The following is a 22,382-nucleotide window of genomic DNA, read 5'->3' as shown; positions in this document are numbered from 1 at the left end:
CAAACGATATAGTGGCGATGTAGGATAATTTAGGCTTCAGGTGGTGCAAACTTATAGCCTACACCCCAGACTGTTTTAACTAATTCTGGGTGACCAGGACTGCGGGCGAGTTTATTACGTAAGCGATTTATGTGGCTATTAACCGTATGTTCATAGCCATCATAGTTATAGCCCCATACCGCTTCTAATAATTGCATGCGACTAAATACTTGCAGTGGATGCTTAGCCATAAACAATAGCAAGTCGAACTCTCTGGCGGTTAATTCAAGGTGACTGTCATTAGAGACAACTTCTCGAGTCGAAGAGTTGATTGTCACGCCATTAAATTCAAGTTGTTCAGCACTTACTTGCTGAACTTGACTGCGTCGTAGCATGGCTTTCACACGTGCTCTAAGTTCAAGCACACTGAAAGGTTTAACTAAGTAATCATCGGCGCCAGCTTCTAGGCCCAATACAATGTCAGCTTCAGAATCTTTTGCTGTTAGCATCATTACAGGAACAGACGCACCTGCTTCACGTAGTTGCTGACATAACATAATGCCGTCACCATCAGGTAGCATGCGATCCATCAAAATTAAATCTAGTACAGTAGAGTCAATAATTTTAGTTGCTTGGCTTAATGTGGTTGCATGAAACACTTCATAATTTAACGCGGTTAAATTGAGCATGATCAGTCTTGCTAAGTCTTGTTCATCTTCAACCAACAGAATATGTTGTTTCACTTGCTGATTACTTTGCTTTGTCGGGTGGTGATTTTGCTTATTCGTGTCATTCATCCAGAATTTCCCAAAACAGATCCTTAACCAGCAGACCTGAGTTGGGAGCATAAACTTTCAAATTGTTTGCTTTTCTTTGGTGGAGAGTATTTGCAAAGCCTAAGAAAGTGACGCTGTTCTATAACCGATTATGACTATTCTGTACGACTAATAGAGATAGCAATTACTGGATTATCAAAACGATGTGACGGTGTCAGAACTGAATCAGCTAGACCGTCATACATGGTGATGACACCAGGGTGAATATGTACAAAGTCAACATCGTCACGAGTGGCGTTATAACCTTCACCACCATCAGCAGGTCCAGGCATGGTACCTTTCTCTTCTGTATTCGCTTCAGTGCCGGCGTCGTAAACCATGCCTCTCATATTAACCATAGCATCAACTTCTAACATCGAGATGTCGTAGCTGTTTAATCCAGTAAAGGCATCGTTGGTATTAACTAGCATTGTTGCTACGGTGAGGTTGGCAACATCATCTTCATCAACAGTAATCGTGATAGTTTCTGACATCCCTGGCATTAATATGCCCGCACCACTGGCAGTAACCCCGATACCTTCAATAGCTGCTACATCACTTGAATCTCCGCCTTCAGCAATTTTCTCTAGGGCGACATTCGCGCTTTCGCCTGCTTGCCACAGCATTACGTCACTACCATGTGAGGCTACAGCAATCGGTGACATTGGTTGATTAGCCGTTAAGTTTGTCACTGTTACCGTATAAGTTTGCATCACAGGCGCCGGAGTGGGTGTCGGGGTCGGCTCTGGCGAAGGTGTATTATCATCGTCATCAGAGCAACCGCTTAATCCGAGTACCGCAATTAATGCAGCAGCACTTAGGCTATATTTATTGATATTTTTAATTGGATATTTCATCACATGCCCCCTTATTTAACGGTAACAACAACTTTCGCAACAGGGTTTAACCAGCGATGAATTCGGCTGTCTAAATCACTTGCGCCGCCGGCTGAATCAGTATCACCAAGCACACCTGGATGAGTGTGGACATAACCATTAGTAGAGCCATCCATAACACCAGTACCATTCATACCTCCATCACCACCGGGAGCGGCAGGAATTCCTGGAACGCCTGACATTCCGCCGCCATTAACCACTTCATCATTGGCTTCAGTACCTGCATCATATGCGTTTACATACACAGTATAAGTACCTGCCTCAGTTGGGATCTCCCAGCCATCTAACCCTATAAAGGCATCATTAGTGGGTAGTACCATGGCAACGATAGAAAGGTGCGTCATCTCCATTGAATCAAGCATGACTTCACTGACATTCGCTCCTGGTGCTAATAAACCCATTGCAGGGTTAGCTACAGTTACACCGCCAGCGCCCATCACTGCAGCATCTAAATCGCCAACATCGCCGCCTTCAGCCATTTTTTGTAGCGCTGGAGTTGCCATTTCACCCACTTGGAACAAGTGGCTGTCGGCATCATGTGCAGCAATAAACAATGGCGTGAAGTGATTACCATGCGTCAGATTCACTACGCTAATTTCAACTTCTGCAGCCGTTGCTGAGACACTGAATAGGCCAGCGGCGATTAGTCCACAAGTCAGTAAGCTTGCTTTTTTTGCGATAGGTTTTAATACAGATGATTTCATAACAGAGTTCCTTTTGTTTAATTGCTAACGATTCTGCCTGAGGGATCTCACTGTGTTATCGCCAAATTATCACAAAAGATTAACATCGTTTATTTTGCCTATTTTGATGTGTTATTGTGGGCTATTAAAGCGAATTTAGATGTGGGTAAATATAATGGTTAGAAGCTTAACACCTGATGATTTTCAACAAGTTATTGAGCTTGGTAATCGAGTGCATGGTGAAGGTTACTTAGATTTTGGTTCGTTAGAAAAAATTTATCAATTAGGCATAAAAAATAATATTAATGCCCATTTTGTGGCTGTTAGTGATGAAACTTCAGCTCAGTTATCACAACAAATAACACAGAATGAGATAATCGGATTTAGATTAACTTATGCCGCAGGGCAATGGGCGGTTGATCAGTGGTGTACGCCAAATGAGTGGCCTGTGACTGAACAGAGCATGTGTTATTTCAAATGTAATACGGTTGCAGAATCCCATCGAGGGCAAGGTATTGGCTCGGCTTTATTACAAGCCTCTATAGTTGCGGTCAAGCAGCAGGGTGCTAAAGCGGGTGTCAGTCATCTATGGAAACAAAGCCCAAATAACTCCGCTGTTGGCTACTTTACTCATGCAGGTGGCCGATTAATTAAACAGCATCCAAATCGCTGGAATCAAAAGTTAGATGGCAGTGATTATCTTTGCGTGCTTTGCGGCGATGATTGCCACTGCACAGCCTGTGAAATGGTGATTGAATTTACTTAAAGAACCTTGAGAGACTCAATACTGCTTTTAGTATTAGTACTCATATTCGCACTAGCACTCATCATAATTAATAATAAAAAGAGCCGCTGATATGTATGATCCCCTTATTGCCCCAAATGCCGCTTCACAACCACTGGCCAATAGTTATTGGGCGAGTACCCAAGCTTTGCCATCTCGATTACCTCACTTAAGTGGTCATAAGCAAACCGATGTCGCAATTATTGGCGGCGGTTATACTGGATTACTGACGGCATATTATCTCGCCAGTAAATATCATATAGATTGCCATGTATTAGAGGCAAACCAAGTGGGTTTTGGTGCCAGCGCCCGTAATGCAGGTTTTGTATTAAAGGGCTCGGGCAGGTTGGGCTATGCCGCTATGGCAAAACGTTGGGATTTAGACACCACCAAAGCCATTTATGGCGAGTTTAGCCAAGCTGTTGAGCGAGTTGAATCATTGATCCATCAATTCGGTATTGATTGCGAACCACAAGAGAAAGGCTACTTAAAGGTGGCTCATAACCCTAAAGCGTTACAGCAACTCAAAACCGCCACTGACTTTATTCAGCAACATTTAATAACGTCTCCATTCGATAGTAAATCACTCTCGTCTACAGGCTCTGCAAATATGGGTCAGCATGCACAATTTATTAATGCTGCAGACTTTCGCCGAGATTATTTAAATCATCACCAAGCCTATGGTGCATTGCGATTAAGTGATGGCTTTGGGGTAAACCCATTAAAGCTATTGCTGGGTTATAAATCGATGGTCGAGCAGCAAGGTATTACCCTATCTGAAAGCTCATGCGTACTTGACTGGGTCGAGGAAAATGGCAAGCACCGCCTGCTAACAGAGCATGGTGAGTTAACCGCAAATAAAGTCATTGTGGCTGCTAATGGCTATACGCCCAAAAAGTTTAATCACCGCATTGATGAAAAGTTTTTGCCGATACTCAGCAATATTATTGTGACTGAGCCACTTAGTGTTGATGAGCTGCAAGCCGCTGGTCTATTTAGCCATCAAGTAACCATGGATACCCGCATTTTGAAGTATTACTTCAGGTTACTACCTGATAACCGATTATTGTTTGGTGGTCGGGGCGCAGTGTGGGGTAAGGACGCTAGCGATCCGATTTATGGTCAGCGACTCAAACTGGCTATGAACAAGTGTTTTCCGGCATTAGCGACTAAAAAAGTGGCCTATAACTGGACGGGCTGGATCGCGGCATCAATGGATGATATGCCTCATGTGGTAGAGAAGAACGGCGTAGGTTACAGTTTAGGTTATTGCGGTGCGGGGGTGTCTTTTAGTGCACAAGCGGCTTTCCGATTAGCGCAAAGTATTGCCGGAGATACTCCTACTGACATTGCGACTTTACCGCTCTATCAAAACCCATTACCCCGTTTGCCCTTTGCTCAAGCAAGACGAATAGGGCAATGGGGTTACTACCATTATGGCTGGTTGAAGGATCGTTTTGGATAACAGCTTATATAGTCACTTATATAGTCACTTATATAGTCACCAATATAACAGCAAGCTAAGTCTGCGCTTTCGAAGCTTATAGCTCCTCTGTGAGCTGTATCGATTCATCAAGCGGTTGTATTTTGATATTGAAATAAGCATACGATGCGCTAATGAATGGGCAAACTAAGTTAAAAATTGCGTAAGGTAAATAGGCTATGGTTGCCACGCCTAAGGTACTGGCCATGAAAGCCCCGCAAGTATTCCACGGGATGAGCGGGCTGGTTACAGTAGCTGAATCTTCTAAGGTACGGCTCAGATTAACTGGCGCTAGTTTACGCTTTTGATATTCCAGTTTGAGCATTCTACCGGGTAACACAATAGCGATATATTGATCTGCAGTAATGATATTTGCGCCGATACATACACCCAAGGTCGTGATAATTAAGCTGCTGGTTCCCGTGACTAAACCTAAGATACTTTCTAGCAAGCGAGATAATGATCCCGTTACTTCCATTACGCCGCCAAATGTCATTGCACATAGAATCAGCCAAACCGTAGTCACCATGCTACTCATACCACCACGGCTCAGTAAGTTATCTAATACTGCATCGCCAGTGGTTGCCACATAGCCATCAAACATCGCAATCCAAATCCCTTTAATAAGCGCCACAATCGGTAACAGATTGTCCTCATTAACATAACTGACCACATTATCGAATTGGAAAACAGCAGCGCAAATAGCCCCTGCTAGCGTACCTAGAATAACGGTAGGAAAGGCTGGCATTTTTTTGTTGGCAAAAAATAACACCACTAATAAAGGAATAAGTAAATGCAGGCCGGGTTGATAAGTTTCTTCTAGCAGTAACAGAGTGTTATCAAGATCTGAATTGAAGCTAGAAACATCAGCTGAGAGTCCTAAAACAGTGAAGACAATTAGCGCAATGATAATGCTGGGAACGGTAGTCCAAGTCATGTATTTGATGTGGCTGAAAATATCAGAGCCAGCAACAGCGGGCGCTAGGTTAGTGGTATCTGAAAGCGGTGACATTTTATCGCCAAAATAGGCGCCACTAATAATCGCCCCTGCGGTGATATTAATATCTAGTCCCATAGCGGATGCAATACCAATTAAGGCTATACCGAGCGTGCCAGCTACTGTCCAAGAGCTACCAATACTGATAGCGACCACGGCACACAAAATACAGCTTGCAGCATAAAAGTATTGTGGATGCAGGATCTGCATGCCGTAATAAATCATTGTGGGCACAGTACCCGCAAGTATCCAAGTACCGATAAGCGAGCCTACCGTGAATAGAATCAACAATGCGCCAGTTGCGACACCAATACTTTTAATAATGCCGCGCTCCATTTCATTCCAGCTATAGCCATTTTTATAACCGATAAGGATGGCAATACAGGCCGCTAAAATGAGCGCAATTTGATTTGCACCAGCAGAACTATCTGAAGAGAAAAGATACACCGCAGTGCCAAGCATTGCTATGAGGGCGAAGACGGGGGCAAGCGCGTCAAGCAAACTCGGTTGCTTGTGCTTATTATCGGACATTGGGTAATCCCTATTATTATTTTTATAGTGCTTTTGTGTGAGCTTTATAAGCGCTTTTTATTGTTTTTGGTCGTTGTAAGCAGTCAGTATTATTTGTTATTAATTTGTGACTGGTCGACATCCTGCCATAGATAGAAGGGATAAGTCGATGTTTTGGCAGTGTGATGATTTGTTCGTGGAACACGGCGAATAGGCAAGATTGATTATTAACTTACCTTAATAGGTTAGCTATTCACTTGAGGTGATATCAGTGCATATTTACTTAGATTCGATTGGTTGTAAAAATTCAGTTTTAGTGAGTTTTTTTCGCTTACTTTAATAAGATCAAAGTCGTGGCGCTTCGCCCACACCAGACGAAAGGGAAACAACAGCTTTTCCCTTTTCGATATCCCTAGCCGTTCCGGCGAAATAACCTGAAAAGCGATTATTTCCAACGGAAGTTAGTTGAGCTTCTGACAGCATTTTTATTCCGCTTCGTCCATCTTCAAAAATCACTAACGCTTCCAATGGGGCGTCCCTTCCCCTCGAAAGCTAGCCAGACATCCATGTCTGGACTCACGTGACTTTTTTTGATGCTCTCAAGTTAATTATGTTTCTTCATGCTAATTTTTGAATGCTTTAGCAGAGCTTACAGAGACGTACTTAAAAGCAGTTTATTCATTATAAATGAAGCTTAAAGCTGGATTAGTCCCCCGTTGGAAATATTTCGCTTTTCAGAAAATTTCGCCGGGGCTGCTGGGGTGATCCAAGAGGGGTGAGCAGTTTCACCCTTCTTGGTCTGGTGTGGGCGAAGCGCCACGACGTTAAAACACGTGTTAAATTAATAAAACTTAGCGGCTAGGTAATTAGTTATATTGCAGTTTTGATTTGATAGATTAAAATGATTTTTCAACCACCTTTTAGAAGAGTAAATATGAATAAAGTTAGTGGTTTAAGTAAATATAAATTTGAAAAGATTTCAATTGAATCACAGAAGAACTCACTAAGATTACTCAGTGATGCAATACTGCTTTATGAAAACGAATCGTTTCCATCAAGTTTTCAATTATCAGTTCTTTCTCTTGAAGAGTTTTCAAAAGCTAAATGGGTAGAGCATTATTATTTTACGGCATTAACTAATGATGGTTTTCCAGCTATAGATATTGAACAAGACTGGTTAAAACTTCTTTTTAATCATCCAAAAAAACAAATGAATTTCGTAAGCAGGGAATTATTTGAGTACTCTCCTAAATTTTTTCAAATGATTCAGTCAAAAGAATTGGAAGTGAAAAAGCAAAGAGCTGTATATGTTGGGTTAAGCAGGCATAAAGGAAAGATTGATACAGGTAGCCGTATATCTATTCCTACGAAAGCTATTACTCAAGCTGATGCTAAAAAGCTAATTTCGTTAATGGTATCTGAGTTCAAAAATATTGAAGAAAAAATCGAAGAACAAGATATATTTTGGGATATTCCTGAAATGGACTTAATTATAAAAGAGCCTTTATTTTCTTCATTAAAAACTTGGAATCATAAGTCTGGGATTAAAGGTAAGAGATGGTATCCAGCATGGAAAAATGGATAATTGTAAAATAGGTTATAGACAAGAAAATACGCATAAAAAATCCCTGTGATTTTTGGCATTAGTTGCCATCACAGGGATTTATTTTCAGTGCATTTCAAACTAGTGGGTTAACACCTACTAACTCAAATTTATGCTTTACCTTGCTCACGTGCGATAGCGCGGTAGGCAATATCAGTACGGAAGTAGACTTCATCCCAATGGATGGCATCGACAAGTTTGTAAGCACTAGCTTGTGCTTCAGTAACCGTGTTACCGAGTGCTGTTGCACACAACACGCGTCCGCCACTAGTAACGACATGGCCGTCTTTCATTGCCGTACCAGCGTGGAATACTTTGGCGTTATTATCACCTAATGATAAACCTTCAATCACATCGGCTTTACGATAAGCATCAGGGTAACCGCCTGCAGCGAGTACAACGCCAACGGCTGCGCGTGAATCAAATTCAGCGGTCACTTTATCTAGCTCACCACGAGTAGCAGCTAAACACAGTTCAACGATATCAGATTGTAGACGCATCATAATCGGCTGTGTTTCTGGGTCACCAAAGCGGCAGTTGTACTCAAGTACTTTTGCACTGCCATCGGGTGAAATCATTAAGCCAGCGTATAAGAAGCCGGTGTAAACATTGCCTTCAGCCGCCATGCCATCAACCGTTGGACGGATAACGTTAGCGATAGTCCAATCGTGTACAGCCTGAGTCACTACTGGTGCTGGTGAGTATGCACCCATGCCGCCAGTGTTAGGGCCGTAGTCGCCATTATCACGCGCTTTATGGTCTTGGCTGGTGGTCATTGCAAGAATGTTCTTGCCATCGACCATGACGATGAAGCTTGCTTCTTCACCTTTTAAAAACTCTTCAATAACGACGCGTGAACCCGCTTCGCCAAACTTGTTGCCTGCTAGCATATCTTCGATTGCGGCATCGGTTTCAGCTTGGTCTTGCGCGATAATCACGCCTTTACCTGCTGCTAAACCGTCAGCTTTAATCACAACAGGGAAACCTGTTTTGTTCGTTAGTTCAACGCTGTAAGCTTTTGCAGGCTCGATGTCAGTAAAGTTAGCGTAGTCGGCAGTCGGAATATTATGACGGGCTAAAAAGTCTTTAGTGAAAGCTTTTGAAGACTCAAGTTGCGCAGCACCTTGAGTTGGGCCAAATATTGCTAGGCCAGCTTCGTTAAACGCATCAACAACACCCAGTGCTAGTGGCACTTCTGGGCCAACAATAGTGAGTTCAATTTTGTTGTCTTGAGCAAATTTAACCAGCTCTGAAATTGCTTCAACCTTAATGTCGACGTTTTCTAATTTTGGCTCTAAAGATGTGCCAGCATTACCTGGCGCCACAAATACAGTGTCAACTTGTGGTGATTGTGCTGCTTTCCAAGCTAACGCGTGTTCACGTCCGCCGCCGCCAATTACTAAAATTCTCATTGATTCACCCTCAAACAATTAAAAATATAATCTTTTTAAAACGAAAAAAGCAGCCAAATGAGGCTGCTCTATTCAAATGGCTATTAGTGACGGAAGTGACGCATGCCAGTAAATACCATTGCAATATTATGCTCATCAGCCGCAGCGATGATTTCTTCATCACGGATTGAACCGCCTGGCTGAATGATACAGCTGATACCTGCCGCTGCTGCAGCATCGATACCATCACGGAATGGGAAGAATGCATCTGATGCCATTACTGACCCTTCAACAACTAAACCTTCATCCGCAGCTTTAATACCTGCAACTTTTGCTGAGTAAACGCGGCTCATTTGGCCTGCGCCCACACCGATTGTCATGCCATCTTTAGCGTAAACAATCGCGTTAGATTTAACAAACTTAGCCACTTTCCAGCAGAACATTAAGTCAGTTAACTGTTCAGCTGTAGGTTGGCGTTTTGATACTACTTTAACGTCTGCTACATCAACCATGCCCTGGTCGCGGTCTTGAACTAATAAACCGCCATTCACACGCTTGTAGTCTTGGGTGGTGGTTTTCGTGTTCCACTCGCCGCATTCTAATAAACGTACATTGGCTTTCGCTGCCACGATGTCGCGTGCTGCTGCACTGACTTTAGGGGCAATGATCACTTCAACAAATTGACGATCAACAATTGCTTTAGCTGTTTCAGCATCGAGCTCCTGGTTGAAAGCAATAATGCCGCCAAATGCAGACGTTGGGTCAGTTTTAAATGCACGGTCGTATGCTTCTAATAAGCTGTCGCCTAATGCTACGCCACAAGGATTTGCATGCTTAACGATGACACAAGCTGGACCTTCAAATTCTTTCACACACTCAAGTGCTGAATCAGTATCAGCTATGTTGTTGTATGACAGTGCTTTACCTTGCAATTGAATTGCGCTGGCAACTGAAGCTTCATCAATGTGGCTATCAACATAGAAAGCCGCTTTTTGATGGCTGTTTTCGCCATAGCGTAAATCTTGTTTTTTCACTAACTGAGTGTTGAATGTGCGTGGGAATGAAGAATCTTCATGACATTCATCTTTACTATGTGCAGGAACCATAGTGCCGAAGTAGTTAGCAATCATACCGTCGTAAGCGGCTGTGTGTTCGAATGCTGCAATGGCTAAATCAAAACGTGTTTCTAACGTTGTGCTGCCGTTGTTCGCTTGCATTTCAGTAATCACACGACCGTAGTCACTCGCGTTAACAACGATAGTGGTGTCTTTATGATTTTTAGCGGTTGAACGTACCATTGTTGGGCCACCGATATCGATGTTCTCAACGGCGTCAGCTAACGTACAACCTTCTTTTGCAACAGTAGAAGCAAATGGGTAAAGGTTAACCGCCACTAAATCGATGGGTTTAATGGCATTTTGTTCCATTACTATTTCATCAATACCGCGACGGGCTAAGATGCCGCCGTGTACTTTTGGATGCAATGTTTTAACGCGACCGTCCATGATTTCAGGGTGACCGGTATAGTCAGATACTTCAGTGACAGGAATATTATTGTCAGCAAGTAATTTGGCTGTTCCGCCTGTAGAAAGTAGTTCTACGCCTTGCTCGTGGAGTGCTTTAGCAAACTCAAGCATTCCAGTTTTATCAGATACACTTAGCAGTGCGCGACGAATAGGTCTGACAGTATTCATGTAGGTACAGTATCCACTATTTATTTTAAGGAAGTTTGGCAAAACAGAGCAGATATCGACATGGCTCTGCTTTGCAAAAGTCCCTTAATGGTTTACTTGTTAGGGGGTTGCTGCCTATATACAGGGCGCGCGCATTTTATCGCAAAAGTGCCATATAAGGGGCTTTTTCTGCGCGATTTCACAATATTGAAATAAGAACAAAGTAACTGTGTCTTTTTTATTTTATAAAAGCCTTGACCTTGGATTTAACTCTAAGGTTTATAGTGTTACTTATAATAGTAAATATTGCATATGCATGGCATCGATTTATTGAGTTTATCAGTGGTGAAATTATGTATCGAATTGGCGAATTAGCGGCGCTGTTTAATGTCAAAACAGACACGTTAAGATTCTATGAAAAACACGGTTTGTTAGCGCCTTCTACTCGCTCTGATGCGGGCTATCGTCTTTATAACGAAGAAGATACTGCCAAACTGGGTTTTATCATTCGAGCCAAAGCGGTGGGCTTTAGTTTGAATGACATTTCTGAGTTGTTATCCATTGAGTTAGATAAATCAAACTGGGCCTGTGCAGATGTAAAAGGTTTAGTTGATACGAAATTAAAACAAGTACAAGACAAGATGGCCGAGTTAGCATTTTTTGCTAACTCTTTAGGTAAATTGTCAGATGCTTGTTGCGGCGGCCCAGATAGTGCGGAGCACTGCTCTATTTTAGAGGCGCTAGAATCAACCGATAAAGAGTTAAACCCAAAAGTTGAACATCACCCTCATGCAGTTAAAGCAGGGTTAGGGACAAATCATGTTATTAAGTAATTTTATTGAGTTATTTTTAGAATCAGCGCCTTGGCTGTTATTAGGCCTAGTGTTGGCTGGTTTGTTGAAAGTTTTTGTACCCATGGCATGGATGCAAAAACAACTGGGTGGCCATGGCTTAAAAACAGTGGTTAAAGCTGCAGTGATTGGTGCGCCATTACCTTTATGCTCGTGCGGGGTTATTCCTGCGGCGGTTGGTTTACGCCGTTCTGGTGCATCAAAAGCAGCAACTACCTCATTTTTAGTGTCAACGCCTGAAACTGGGGTTGATTCTGTCACGGTATCTTATGTGTTGTTAGGGCCTTTTATGGCCATTGTGCGTCCGATAGCAGCGATCACAAGTGCAATCGTGGCGGGCTTATTAGTCGGTCGTGATGATGACGATGGCAAAGTCGTCAGTGAAGTTAAAGACGATGCTTCTACTCATATCGAAACTAATAGCGCGACTAAAACAGTGATGACCATGAAGCCTGCTGCTAGTGCATCAATGATGCAGCCAATGAGTGCTGCTGTTGCCAAACCTATATCGGAATTACCTGCAGTTAAGGTTAGTGCTTGTTGCTCAAGTAAAGCAGAGCCTGTTAAGGCTGAGACGTCGAGTTGTTGTGCCAGTAGATCTGAGGCCGTTAAAACTGAAGCTGCGAGTTGCTGTTCAAGTAAATCTGAAGCCGTTAAAACCGAAAAAAGCGCTTGTTGCTCAAGTGAGAACACGTCTGCTGCCAGTGAAGAAAGCTGCTGCGCATCAACTCAGGACATGGCAACAGAGCTTAAACAAGAAACTATTCTGTCTCGTATCTTCACTGGACTTAAATATGCCGCCACTGACTTAGTCAGAGACACAACTCTTTGGCTATTAGTCGGGTTATTCTTTGCTGCATTGGTACAAACCTATGTACCGACTGACTTTTTGGCAAAGTGGGGTGATGGCATCCTAGCGATGTTGGTGATGGTGTTAATTTCAGTGCCTATGTATATCTGTGCAACGGCATCAACGCCGATAGCGGCAGGTTTGTTATTAGCGGGCGTATCACCAGGGGCAGTGTTGGTATTCATGATGGCAGGCCCTGCGACGAATATCGCGACATTAGGTGTGGTAGCGAAAGAGTTAGGTAAGCGCGCTTTATTTGGCTACTTAGGTGGCGTACTTGGTGTAGCACTGTTGGCTGGGATATTGGTTAATTACTTGGTTGCTGAATTTGGTTTTGTGGTCATGCCGCAAATCGGTGAGCAACACGAGTTATTGCCACATTGGTTAGTGTTAAGTTCAGGCATTGTATTGGCAGTATTAATGGCAAAAGTAGTTTGGGAAAAACTACCTAAAATGAACATTAAAAGAGACTGTTGTTCTTAACGTTATTAATGCTAATTCCTAAGTATTTTTTAAAGGCCCGCAAGGGCCTTTTTTATGTGATTAATTAATTTAATTATTTTTAATGAAAAGTAGGAAGAAATTAATTAGTGATACAAGCTGTAACGTAGTTTGTTGATTTTTAATAGTAAGGTTAGCATTTGGGTTTTAATTGTTAGTATAAGTGTTTGCTTAATAAGATCTAGTTCAAACTTTTACTTTAAAGAATATCGCTTTTGTTACAGTCCTGATCTTTCGTGACGACAGTCACCCATTAAAGCCACTTTACTACCTAGTATCCCTGCGAATACCTAATTGGTGGTATTGAAAATACTCGGAGTGATGATGAAACATTTAACGAAACGCAAATTAGCATTCGTTATTGCAGCAGCAATGGGGATTGCTGGTTGTGGTAGTGATGGAAAAGACGGTGAAGATGGTGCACCTGGCGAACCAGGTCCAGGACCTAACCCACCAACAGTAGAGACTTCTGAAGTCACTAATGTTGAAATGATCAACCATATGATTGAGGATGGACAAGTTACTTTTGAATTCCAAATCACTAATGAAGATGATCTAGCTATTATTGGTTTAGAAAAAGCCAGTGCTGAGCTTGCTGCGATGACTGAAAACGGTATTGCACGTAGTCGCGATGATTTTGAAGGTGTTCAAGTTGGTGGTAGCGCTAGCGAATCAACTGAAGGTGCTAGCTTAACCTTGCTAGAAAATGGTAACTATGAGTTTATTGCTCCAATGCCAAATGTTGAAGCGGGCACTGAAGGTATTGTACGTCTAGCGGTTGGTGGAAGTGATGCAATTGCTAAGTCTCGTTATATCGTTGTAAGCAAGCCTGAAAATGTACACACGACAACGACAGAAACTTGTCAGTCTTGTCACGTTGATTATGCTGCATCACACCTTAAGCACCCTAGCTATACAGCTATTGATACAGAAGGTGAAACTGACTTAGTTGCTGGTTGTATGACTTGTCACGGTAACGTAGCACGTGATGACGGTGGTTATGCACGTAACACTATGCAAAAAATTGGTCATATTAATCACCAAGAATTTGAAAAAGATTTCACTCCAACTAACTGTTATACCTGTCATGCTGAGCCTGTGATGAACACAAGCATTGCTGGTAACGGTTGTAGCGATTGTCACTCGACTGATATGTCAGAGTCAGCGGCTTTATTATCGGCTAATAGTGATTTTGATGCCCGTGAATTCCATGCTAAATCAGCACTGATTGGCTTAGACGAGCGTCAAACCACTCGTGAAGAGCATAGCACTTCACTTTCTGCTATCTACATGAATGACCTTGGTAATTACTGTACTGATTTGACCTTATTTAAAGGCGAAGAAGTACTGGATATTGAAGCGTTATACACTGCAGGTACTTTAAGTTACGCAAGTACTTACCTTCACGGTTACAACAACAAGTCTATTGTTGGCCGTGAGTCTCGTAGCTACGAAGAGTCTTATAAAGGCGACGGCACTAAAACGTTCTGTCACGAAACCTTAGATCTACAAACGCCACAAATCATGGCAAGCTCTCGTGTGACTTTCAATCTTGGTACTGACGCATCATATGATGGAGTTTCTTTCACTAGTTACTCGCCAGTTACTGAGCTTGCAGACCTTAATAACGTGACCGATTATGATCGTCGTCATGCTGTAACAACTGATAGCTGTACAACTTGTCACAACAACGAAACTAACTACCACAAAAATGGCAGTTATGTTGAAGGTGGTTTAGATTGTGTTGCTTGTCATAACAATGGCCAAGATCGTAGCGCTAAAAACTCAGCACCAGGCTTTGGACCTATGGTTCACAGCATGCACTGGGGACTTGGCAACGAATTATCTGGCGCTAAGCAAGATGAAGACGGCAACAATATTGCTAACTCAGCAGACCGCCTAAACGCAGAAAATTGTGTATCTTGTCATGCTGAAGGTATTGAACTTGATGCGATTCCAAACCAATACATGCTTTCTAAAGCTTATAATGGTGGCGTTTCAGGTGTTATGACTAGTCCGATCATGGCTAACTGTTTTGCTTGTCATAATGACAGCTCAGCACAAAACCATATGGAACAAAATGGCGGTGAGCTAAATGTTCCTGCTACTGCTGATTGGCACACTGAATCTACAGCTGAATCTTGTGCAACTTGTCACGATACTGGTAAGTCATTCGGTATTGATAAGTTCCATAAATTCGAACGTTAATCACTGATATTTATTGAGCATGTGATATTAACTGGCCCTGCAAAGCTTAATATCACAATCAGATAAATGATAAAAAGCCACTACTTGTTAGTGGCTTTTTTATTGCTGTGCGTTTGCCTAGTCTTAAATTAGTTTTTGTTTTGTTTAGATTCAGCCCCGGTTATTTTTATATTCTTTCTTCTGACAATCCCTCTCTATATCAATTTGTCATCTTCGTATAATCAGTATTAAGACGAAATACCCCCAGGAGATGAAATTTTTTAAGATTGCTCAAAACTTAAAATAAACTTAATTTAGTATTAATCGATTTTAATAATGTGTCTGTATCTTAATGAAAAAGGATCTGTATTAATTATAAGTCACTGAATATTAACAGTAAAAATTATGTTAATTAAATTAATTAATTGTAAACCCTTTAAAAACAATAGTTTAGCTCATTGTTGTTTGTGTTGTTTTTTATATAAGGATGTAGTTATTTAGATCTGAATCAAACTTTAAACATAAAAATGTGTCAATCATCTTTACATTAGTTCCGCTGTGATTCTTGTCACTCTTTTATTAATTAGAAATATCTATTATTAAAATAGACCTGTACCTACAAAGTGGTAATGGGCAAAGAGGAAATGATGATGAAGCATTTAACGAAAAAAAGATTAGCGTTCGTTGTCGCAGCAGCAATGGGGATTGCAGGCTGTGGTGATGACGGGAAAGATGGTCAAGACGGTGCACCTGGTGAGCCAGGCATACCAGGAGAGCCAAATACGCCAGTGACAGAAGTGTCAGAAGTCACTAATGTCGAATATATTTCACATCTGGTAGAAGAAGGCCAAGTTACCCTTGAGTTTGAAATTACAGATGAAGATGGCACGTTAATTAATGGCCTTGAAAACGCCGCAGTATATTTAGCTGCGAAAACTGATCGTGGTATTCAACGTTCACGTGACGGCTCTGTTGGTGGCAGTGCTAATGCCGGTGGCGATAGCGCTACAGAGGGTGCAACCTTAACCATGCTAGATGATGGTCGTTACGAATTTGTTGCTCCTATGGCGGCAGTTCAAGCAGATACAGAAGGCTTAATTCGCTTACAAGTTGGCGGCGGAGATAACATTGCGTCTTCACCTTATATTATTGTAAACAAGCCTGCAAATACCCATACCAGTACAACAGAAACCTGCTACTCATGTCATGTTAACTATGCAACGTCTGATATTAAGCACAGTAAATACGTAGCCTTAAACACAGATGGCGAAGTGGATTTTGTTGGCGGTTGTATGGTTTGTCATAACAACGTACCACGTGATATCGATTCTGAAGGAAACTCTTTAGACACGGGTGGCTATGCTAAAAACAGCATGCAGAAACTGGGTCATATTAACCATCAGAAATTTGAAAAAGATTTCACTCCAACCAATTGTTACACCTGTCACGCAGAGCCTGTAGTCAATACTAGTATTGCTGGTAACGGTTGTACTGATTGTCACGGTAATGGTGAAGCTGGAGTGATCGTTCCTGCCGACGGGTTTGATGCACGAGCATTCCATGCTGAAGCGTCATCTATTGGCCTGGTTGAGCGTGAAGAAATTCGTGCAAACCATTACACCACAACAAGTAGCCCTTACTTTAATCCAACAATGGATGAGTGGGTCGATCACAAAGACGTCGCTTGGACTTCTGGTTACTGTGTTGATATCGCGTTATTCGATAACTCTGGTGAAACACCTGTTCAATTGAACATCGGTGAAATGTATGCTGCACATGAAATCGTTTATGGCGGTGCTTACATTAACAATTACCACAATGATTCTATCGTTGCTCGTGTAATTGGGCATGGTTCTGAAGGCTATATTGAAAATGCTGATGGTTCACGCTCTGTATGTTATGGCGAGCTAACTGCTGGATTCGAATCTGCTAACCTGTCTGCTAGTTCACGTATTACGATTGCAGATACTAACTGGGAAGACAGTGATGGCGAGTTCGGTGTATCGTTTACTGGCTACAGTGAAGTTGTTGACCCAATTAACTTCGAGAAAGTTCAAGACTGGGGACGTCGTCATGCGGTAACAGCTGATAGTTGTACTACTTGTCACAACAACGATACTAACTACCATAAAAATGGTGGCTATCGTGATGGTGGTTTAGATTGTGTAGCTTGTCATAACAATGGCCAAGATCGCAGAGCTGCATACTCAGCACCAGGCTTTGGTCCTATGGTTCATAGTATGCACTGGGGCATTGGTAATGCTCTTTCTGGTGCTAAGCAAGACGAAGAAGGCAACAATATTGAGAATTCAGCTGCTAGCTTAAATGCTGATAACTGTGTGTCTTGTCATGCTGATGGCGTTAGCTTATCTGATGTACCTAATCAATATATGCTTTCAAAAGCGTATAACGAAGGTAACTCAGGTGTGATGACTAGCCCTATCACGGCTAACTGTTTTGCTTGTCATAACTCAGATTCAGCATTGAGCCATATGGAACAAAATGGTGGTGAACTAAATACACCAACAACTGTAGATTGGTTTACAGAAGGAACTTCTGAATCTTGTGCAACTTGTCATGATACTGGTAAATCTTTCGGTATCGATAAGTTCCATAACTTCGAACGTTAATCATAACAGGTAGAAATAAATACCCCTGCTAAGGTTGTTTCTACCTTGTTATAACGAAAGCCACTATTGAAAAATAGTGGCTTTTTTATTGGAGTTTTCATCAATAAGTCCAATCTGTATAAACATTGTTTAGAGCTAAATGGCTAAAAAAAAGAGCCACTATCTCTAGTCGCTCTTTTTTACATATTTATTGCAGTTTAATGACGTTACTCAGTCATTTTAACGACAGTAATCATGTTATTTGGCAAAGATGATATTCAATTTATCAGCTAATCGAATACCGGCTTGTTGCAGTCTTAACTCAACAGTTGCGGTGTGATCGAATATATATTGAAATCGTAAATCAGGTTGGTCATCACGGTTTTTTTCTAATTTATAAGTCGCATCACGTAAAGCTTTTGATTCGTCAGCCCAATCATAATAGCTTTTACCTTCCCACTCTTTGATATCTTTGCCCGCAATGCGGCTAATGAATTTTGTGTATTCGGTGTAGCTTAATTTTTGGTGCTCAATTAGTTTACTATCCCATACAGAATGCAAATTGGTGTCGTCACCAAACCACTTTAGCTTCACTGAATTACCGCCACGGTCATGGCTATGACCAACGTGTAATGGTTGATGAATATCACCAACAAAGTGCACATAAAAAGCTAATGCTTCCCATTTATCCTGTTCAGAAACTTTATCGCTTTTTAATATTTTTTCATACTTTTCAAGGCTCTGAATGATGTCGCCTTTAGGGTTTCTTTTAACGGTATCCCATGTTTCGTCATCTTCAATTGACACATAATGCCAAGGTGAAGAGTGGTACCAGTTTTTGTCAGAACGGATTTCATCTGCCCATGTTGACATCTGTGCAAGCGACTCACCTTTTGTCAGTGCATTGATTTGATTTTGGGCTGATTCAGATAAATTATTTTGGGCTATTTCACCAATGATGCGATGACCTAATTGACCAAAGGCATGTGCTTGTTGACTGGCAAAAGCTGATAACGCGAGAGTGGCACTGATTAAAATTACTGCAGGTTTCATTATTATTATTCCATGTGCATTTAGATGGCATAGACCTAGTAAATCACCTAAACGAGATTAAAAAGCGAATTAATATACTAACTATTTTTGATTAAAATTTTATGACCCAAAATGCTGCTAACTATTGCTTTGTGTACATTTGCGAGTAGATGTTATGCAAAGTTGACGAGTGCAGTTTAATTATTGTTGCCAAATAGTTCAAGAATGACATGATTTTGAAACAATTTGGTTATAAACTGCGCCCTGAAGTTTTTACTCTACAAACTTCTTTATAAAGCTAGATTAACTAGTACATAAATAAATATAAAAAATATTTCAGGGGTCTGAAAATGTTAAATAATAAAATCAGTCGCTTAGCACTAGCGACGTGCTTTGCTATGGGCATTGCTCTACCAGCAATGGCTGCAGATACAGCATCAAACATCCGCGGTCAGATAGTTGGGCCACAAGGTAACGCTGTTACAGATGCAACAATTACCATCATTCATGAACCAACAGGCACAGTAACAGAAGTGTCTGTGACGGAAGATGGGCAGTTCCTGGCTCGTGGTCTGCGCGTTGGTGGTCCATATATCATTAAGGTTGACTCAGAAGTTTTTGCTGATGAGTTAGAACAAGATTTATATTTAAACGTCGGAGAAACCTTACGTTTTAATCGTACTTTGCAGTCAGCTGAAGATATGGAACGTATCGGTGTTGTCGGAACAGCTAGTTACTATCGCAGTGCAGGCGCTAATAGTGAGTTTGGCGCTAAAGAAATTGCAAATGCACCAGGCATTAGCCGTGACTTGAAAGATGTTTTACGTCAAAACCCAATGGCGGTTGTTGGCACTGATGGTATTTCAATGAGTGTAGCGGGTATGAACCCGAAATTTAACACGTTTGTAGTTGATGGGATTTCTCAAAACGATGATTTCGGTCTTAACTCAAATGGTTACCCAACTCAGCGATCTCCAATTTCAATTGATGCTATCGAAAGTGTAGCGCTAAATGTATCTCCATTTACTGCACGTAATGGCGGCTTTACTGGCGCACAAATTAATACAGTAACCAAATCAGGTACCAATGAATTATCGGGTACTGTATTTTACGAAACTACTAATGACAGCATGGCTGGTGATGGTAAAAACCAAGAGACAGGCGAAAAGTTAGTTCAAGATTTTGATGAAACAACTTTTGGTGGCACAGTCGGTTTTCCACTGATTCAAGATAAATTATTCTTCTTTGGTTCTTATGAGAGTTACGACTCTCCAAAGTCTGCAGAGTGGGGGCCAACAGGAACTGGTTTTGCAAATGAATCAGATATCACCGATGAAGATTTAGCACGAATCCAAGCGATTGCTACAGATGTTTATGGCTTAAATAATATTGGTTCATACAACACTAATCCTCAAGAAGAAGATCAAAAAATTCTAGCTAAGATTGATTGGAATATTAATGATTCTCATCGTGCAAGTTTTACATATCAAAATACCATCGGTAATTTAACAAATAATTTGTCTAGCAATAAAGACACATTAAAACTATCGAGCACTTGGTATAATAAAGAAGAAAAATTAGAAACATATGCAGCTAATCTATACAGTGATTGGACTGACGACTTCTCTACAGAAATCAAAGTTGCTTACAAAGATACTACTACAAAATCGAATACGATTGATGATTTAGGTATTGGCCAGGTTTCAGTGCAAACAGCGTCAGATGCTAGAGATTTTGTCATTTTTGGTACCGATAAATCTCGTCAGGCAAACCAACTAGATAACCAAAACTTAGAATTACGTTTTGTGGGTGATTATTACTTAGGTGATCACGAAATTGGTTTTGGTGTGCAATACAATAATGTAGAAGTGTTCAACTTATTTGCTCAGAATGTTATTGGTAACTGGGAATTTGATTCAATTGAAGACTTTGAAAACGGTCTTGTTGATGAGTTCAGATATTCCAATGCAGAATCTGGAAATTCAGATGATGTAGCAGCAAGCTTTAACATGGATACTTTGGCATTATTTGTTGAAGATTCTTGGGATATCACTGCTGATTTAGAACTGACATATGGTATGCGTTATGAAACTATCAGCATGTCAGATTCTCCTTCGTTGAACGATAACTTTGTTGAACGCTATGGTTTTGACAACAATGCTACATTTGACGGAAAAGATATCTGGTTGCCACGTATTGGTTTAACTTACATCCTATCTGATGATGTGACTTTACGCGGTGGTGTGGGTCGTTATAGCGGTGGCTCACCAACAGTTTGGATGTCTAACAGTTTCTCAAATGATGGTAATAGCTTACTAACATATAATGATGGCTGGAATGACTCTTGGGGCACCCCTGATTTTGGTGATGTTCCAAGCGGAGCTCAAGATGGTTTAGTTGGCGGCGATGGTAATACTAACTCATTAGACCCTAACTTCGATCTTCCTTCAGATTGGCGTGCAAGTATTGGTTTCGATAGTACTTGGGACTTCGGTGCATTAGGTCAAGATTGGTTCTTTGGTGGTGAATTCTTATATATCCAAAAAGAAAATGATGTGGCTTGGGTTGATCTAGCTCGCCGTGAAATCAACACTGACGACACAGGTCGTGTAATTTATGAAACATGGGACCCATTAGCTAACAATGGTGCTGGTGGAAATACTGATCGTTATGACTTAATGCTAACCAATGCTGAAGAAGATGGTACCAGTAAAACACTAACTTTCTCTTTAGCGAAAAATTGGGATATGGGTTTAAATATGCGAGCAAGTTATGCATATAACTCATTAGATGAGGGTAACCAAGGTTCATCTTCTACAGCTAAATCAAATTATCAATATTCTCCAGTTCAGTATGACCGTAATGGTACCTCTATGGGACCTGGATACTATGAAACACCACACCGCTTCACATTGAGCCTGGGTTATGATGTTGAGTTCGTTGCAGGCTATAACTCTAGCTTTAATATGTTCTATGAAGCACGTGAAGGTAACCCACTGACTTGGACACTAGGCTCTTATAGAGACGGTGGCTTCGGGGATCAAAGCGATTTAGCTAATTCTTCATATTACTTGCCGTATATCCCAACGGGAGCTGATGACGCGAATGTGGAATATGCTTACGGTTTAACTTATGAAGAGTTTAAATCTGCAATAGATGAGATTGGTTTAAGTGAATATGCAGGTGGTATCGCACCAAAGGGCACTGACAATCAACCTTGGATTCATCAATTAGATTTCAGATTTACGCAAGAGCTACCTGGTTTCACAGAGAAGCATAAAGGTATTTTATACTTTGACGTTAAAAACGTACTTAATTTAGTTAACGATGATTGGGGCAGAGTAGAAACCCAAAACTATGGTAATCAAAAATTAGTTGATCATGACTATAACCCTGATACCGGAGTTTATACTTACTCAGTACCATATGGACAAGACGATATCATCACTGATAATCACAATGACTATGACATCAATAAGTCAGCTTGGCAGTTAAAAGTTGGCGTTAAATACGTGTTCTAAATTGAGCTAATTTAACC

General features: G+C 41.2%; 16 protein-coding genes. 8 read left to right on the top strand and 8 right to left on the bottom strand.

Annotated features, from left to right (window positions below; all coding sequences use genetic code 11):
- Positions 1-29: 29 nt before the first annotated feature.
- The 3 genes from FPK91_RS11375 to FPK91_RS11365 all read right to left on the bottom strand — a co-directional run bounded on the left by FPK91_RS11375 (position 30) and on the right by FPK91_RS11365 (position 2,394).
- A complete protein-coding gene (locus tag FPK91_RS11375) occupies positions 30-776 on the bottom strand; it encodes a response regulator transcription factor (RefSeq protein WP_144211363.1) in 747 nt (248 codons plus the stop codon).
- Between the two features lie 134 nt (positions 777-910).
- On the bottom strand, positions 911-1,651 hold the full coding sequence (locus tag FPK91_RS11370) for a spondin domain-containing protein (protein WP_193559158.1): 741 nt from the start codon (positions 1,649-1,651) through the stop codon (positions 911-913).
- 11 nt (positions 1,652-1,662) lie between these two features.
- Complete coding sequence (locus FPK91_RS11365) at positions 1,663-2,394, bottom strand: spondin domain-containing protein (protein ID WP_144211362.1); 732 nt, start codon at positions 2,392-2,394, stop codon at positions 1,663-1,665.
- A gap of 154 nt (positions 2,395-2,548) precedes the next feature.
- Here FPK91_RS11365 and FPK91_RS11360 point away from each other — a divergent pair, with 154 nt between their 5' ends.
- Positions 2,549-3,139 carry a GNAT family N-acetyltransferase gene (locus FPK91_RS11360; protein ID WP_144211361.1) on the top strand — a complete coding sequence of 197 codons (591 nt, stop codon included), beginning with the start codon at positions 2,549-2,551 and terminating at the stop codon, positions 3,137-3,139.
- A 91-nt stretch (positions 3,140-3,230) separates the two neighbouring features.
- Complete coding sequence (locus tag FPK91_RS11355) at positions 3,231-4,622, top strand: NAD(P)/FAD-dependent oxidoreductase (protein ID WP_144211360.1); 1,392 nt, start codon at positions 3,231-3,233, stop codon at positions 4,620-4,622.
- Positions 4,623-4,698: 76 nt separating this feature from the next.
- On the opposite strand, the gene nhaC is transcribed toward FPK91_RS11355, so the two are convergent.
- Together nhaC and FPK91_RS11345 are read right to left on the bottom strand one after the other, a co-directional pair.
- The gene (gene nhaC / locus FPK91_RS11350) at positions 4,699-6,168 is read right to left on the bottom strand and encodes a Na+/H+ antiporter NhaC (RefSeq protein WP_144211359.1); all 1,470 of its coding nucleotides are present in this window, start codon (positions 6,166-6,168) and stop codon (positions 4,699-4,701) included.
- A 324-nt stretch (positions 6,169-6,492) separates the two neighbouring features.
- Positions 6,493-6,675 carry a hypothetical protein gene (locus FPK91_RS11345; RefSeq protein WP_144211358.1) on the bottom strand — a complete coding sequence of 61 codons (183 nt, stop codon included), beginning with the start codon at positions 6,673-6,675 and terminating at the stop codon, positions 6,493-6,495.
- A 406-nt stretch (positions 6,676-7,081) separates the two neighbouring features.
- Between FPK91_RS11345 and FPK91_RS11340 the strand changes: the two genes are divergently transcribed.
- The gene (locus tag FPK91_RS11340; RefSeq protein WP_144211357.1) at positions 7,082-7,732 is read left to right on the top strand and encodes an AbiV family abortive infection protein; all 651 of its coding nucleotides are present in this window, start codon (positions 7,082-7,084) and stop codon (positions 7,730-7,732) included.
- A gap of 128 nt (positions 7,733-7,860) precedes the next feature.
- Here the strand turns inward: FPK91_RS11340 and purD are convergent, their stop codons facing one another.
- A complete protein-coding gene (gene purD, locus FPK91_RS11335) occupies positions 7,861-9,162 on the bottom strand; it encodes a phosphoribosylamine--glycine ligase (RefSeq protein ID WP_144211356.1) in 1,302 nt (433 codons plus the stop codon).
- Positions 9,163-9,245: 83 nt separating this feature from the next.
- Positions 9,246-10,835: a bifunctional phosphoribosylaminoimidazolecarboxamide formyltransferase/IMP cyclohydrolase gene (purH, locus tag FPK91_RS11330; RefSeq protein ID WP_144211355.1), complete on the bottom strand. Its 1,590-nt coding sequence runs from the start codon at positions 10,833-10,835 to the stop codon at positions 9,246-9,248.
- A gap of 332 nt (positions 10,836-11,167) precedes the next feature.
- Here purH and zntR point away from each other — a divergent pair, with 332 nt between their 5' ends.
- From zntR to FPK91_RS11310, 4 genes are all read left to right on the top strand, one after another.
- On the top strand, positions 11,168-11,647 hold the full coding sequence (gene zntR / locus FPK91_RS11325) for a Zn(2+)-responsive transcriptional regulator (protein ID WP_144214357.1): 480 nt from the start codon (positions 11,168-11,170) through the stop codon (positions 11,645-11,647).
- Positions 11,634-12,998: an SO_0444 family Cu/Zn efflux transporter gene (locus tag FPK91_RS11320; protein ID WP_144211354.1), complete on the top strand. Its 1,365-nt coding sequence runs from the start codon at positions 11,634-11,636 to the stop codon at positions 12,996-12,998. The genes zntR and FPK91_RS11320 overlap by 14 nt, the downstream gene beginning before the upstream one ends.
- Before the next feature lie 339 nt (positions 12,999-13,337).
- Entirely contained in the window at positions 13,338-15,224 is a 1,887-nt protein-coding gene (locus FPK91_RS11315; RefSeq protein ID WP_319593219.1) for a multiheme c-type cytochrome, read from the top strand.
- 623 nt (positions 15,225-15,847) lie between these two features.
- The gene (locus FPK91_RS11310) at positions 15,848-17,833 is read left to right on the top strand and encodes a multiheme c-type cytochrome (RefSeq protein ID WP_319593218.1); all 1,986 of its coding nucleotides are present in this window, start codon (positions 15,848-15,850) and stop codon (positions 17,831-17,833) included.
- Positions 17,834-18,070: 237 nt separating this feature from the next.
- Here the strand turns inward: FPK91_RS11310 and FPK91_RS11305 are convergent, their stop codons facing one another.
- Positions 18,071-18,865, bottom strand: coding sequence for a S1/P1 nuclease (locus FPK91_RS11305; RefSeq protein ID WP_144211353.1), 795 nt, complete (start codon positions 18,863-18,865; stop codon positions 18,071-18,073).
- A gap of 329 nt (positions 18,866-19,194) precedes the next feature.
- Here FPK91_RS11305 and FPK91_RS11300 point away from each other — a divergent pair, with 329 nt between their 5' ends.
- Positions 19,195-22,365 carry a TonB-dependent receptor gene (locus tag FPK91_RS11300; RefSeq protein ID WP_144211352.1) on the top strand — a complete coding sequence of 1,057 codons (3,171 nt, stop codon included), beginning with the start codon at positions 19,195-19,197 and terminating at the stop codon, positions 22,363-22,365.
- Positions 22,366-22,382 lie beyond the last annotated feature (17 nt).

Origin of the sequence: Shewanella donghaensis (assembly GCF_007567505.1) — a bacterium.
GTDB classification, from domain to species: Bacteria; Pseudomonadota; Gammaproteobacteria; order Enterobacterales; family Shewanellaceae; genus Shewanella; species Shewanella donghaensis.
The sequence above is the reverse complement of the archived record's forward strand: the minus strand, read 5'-3'. Positions and strand labels throughout refer to the sequence as shown.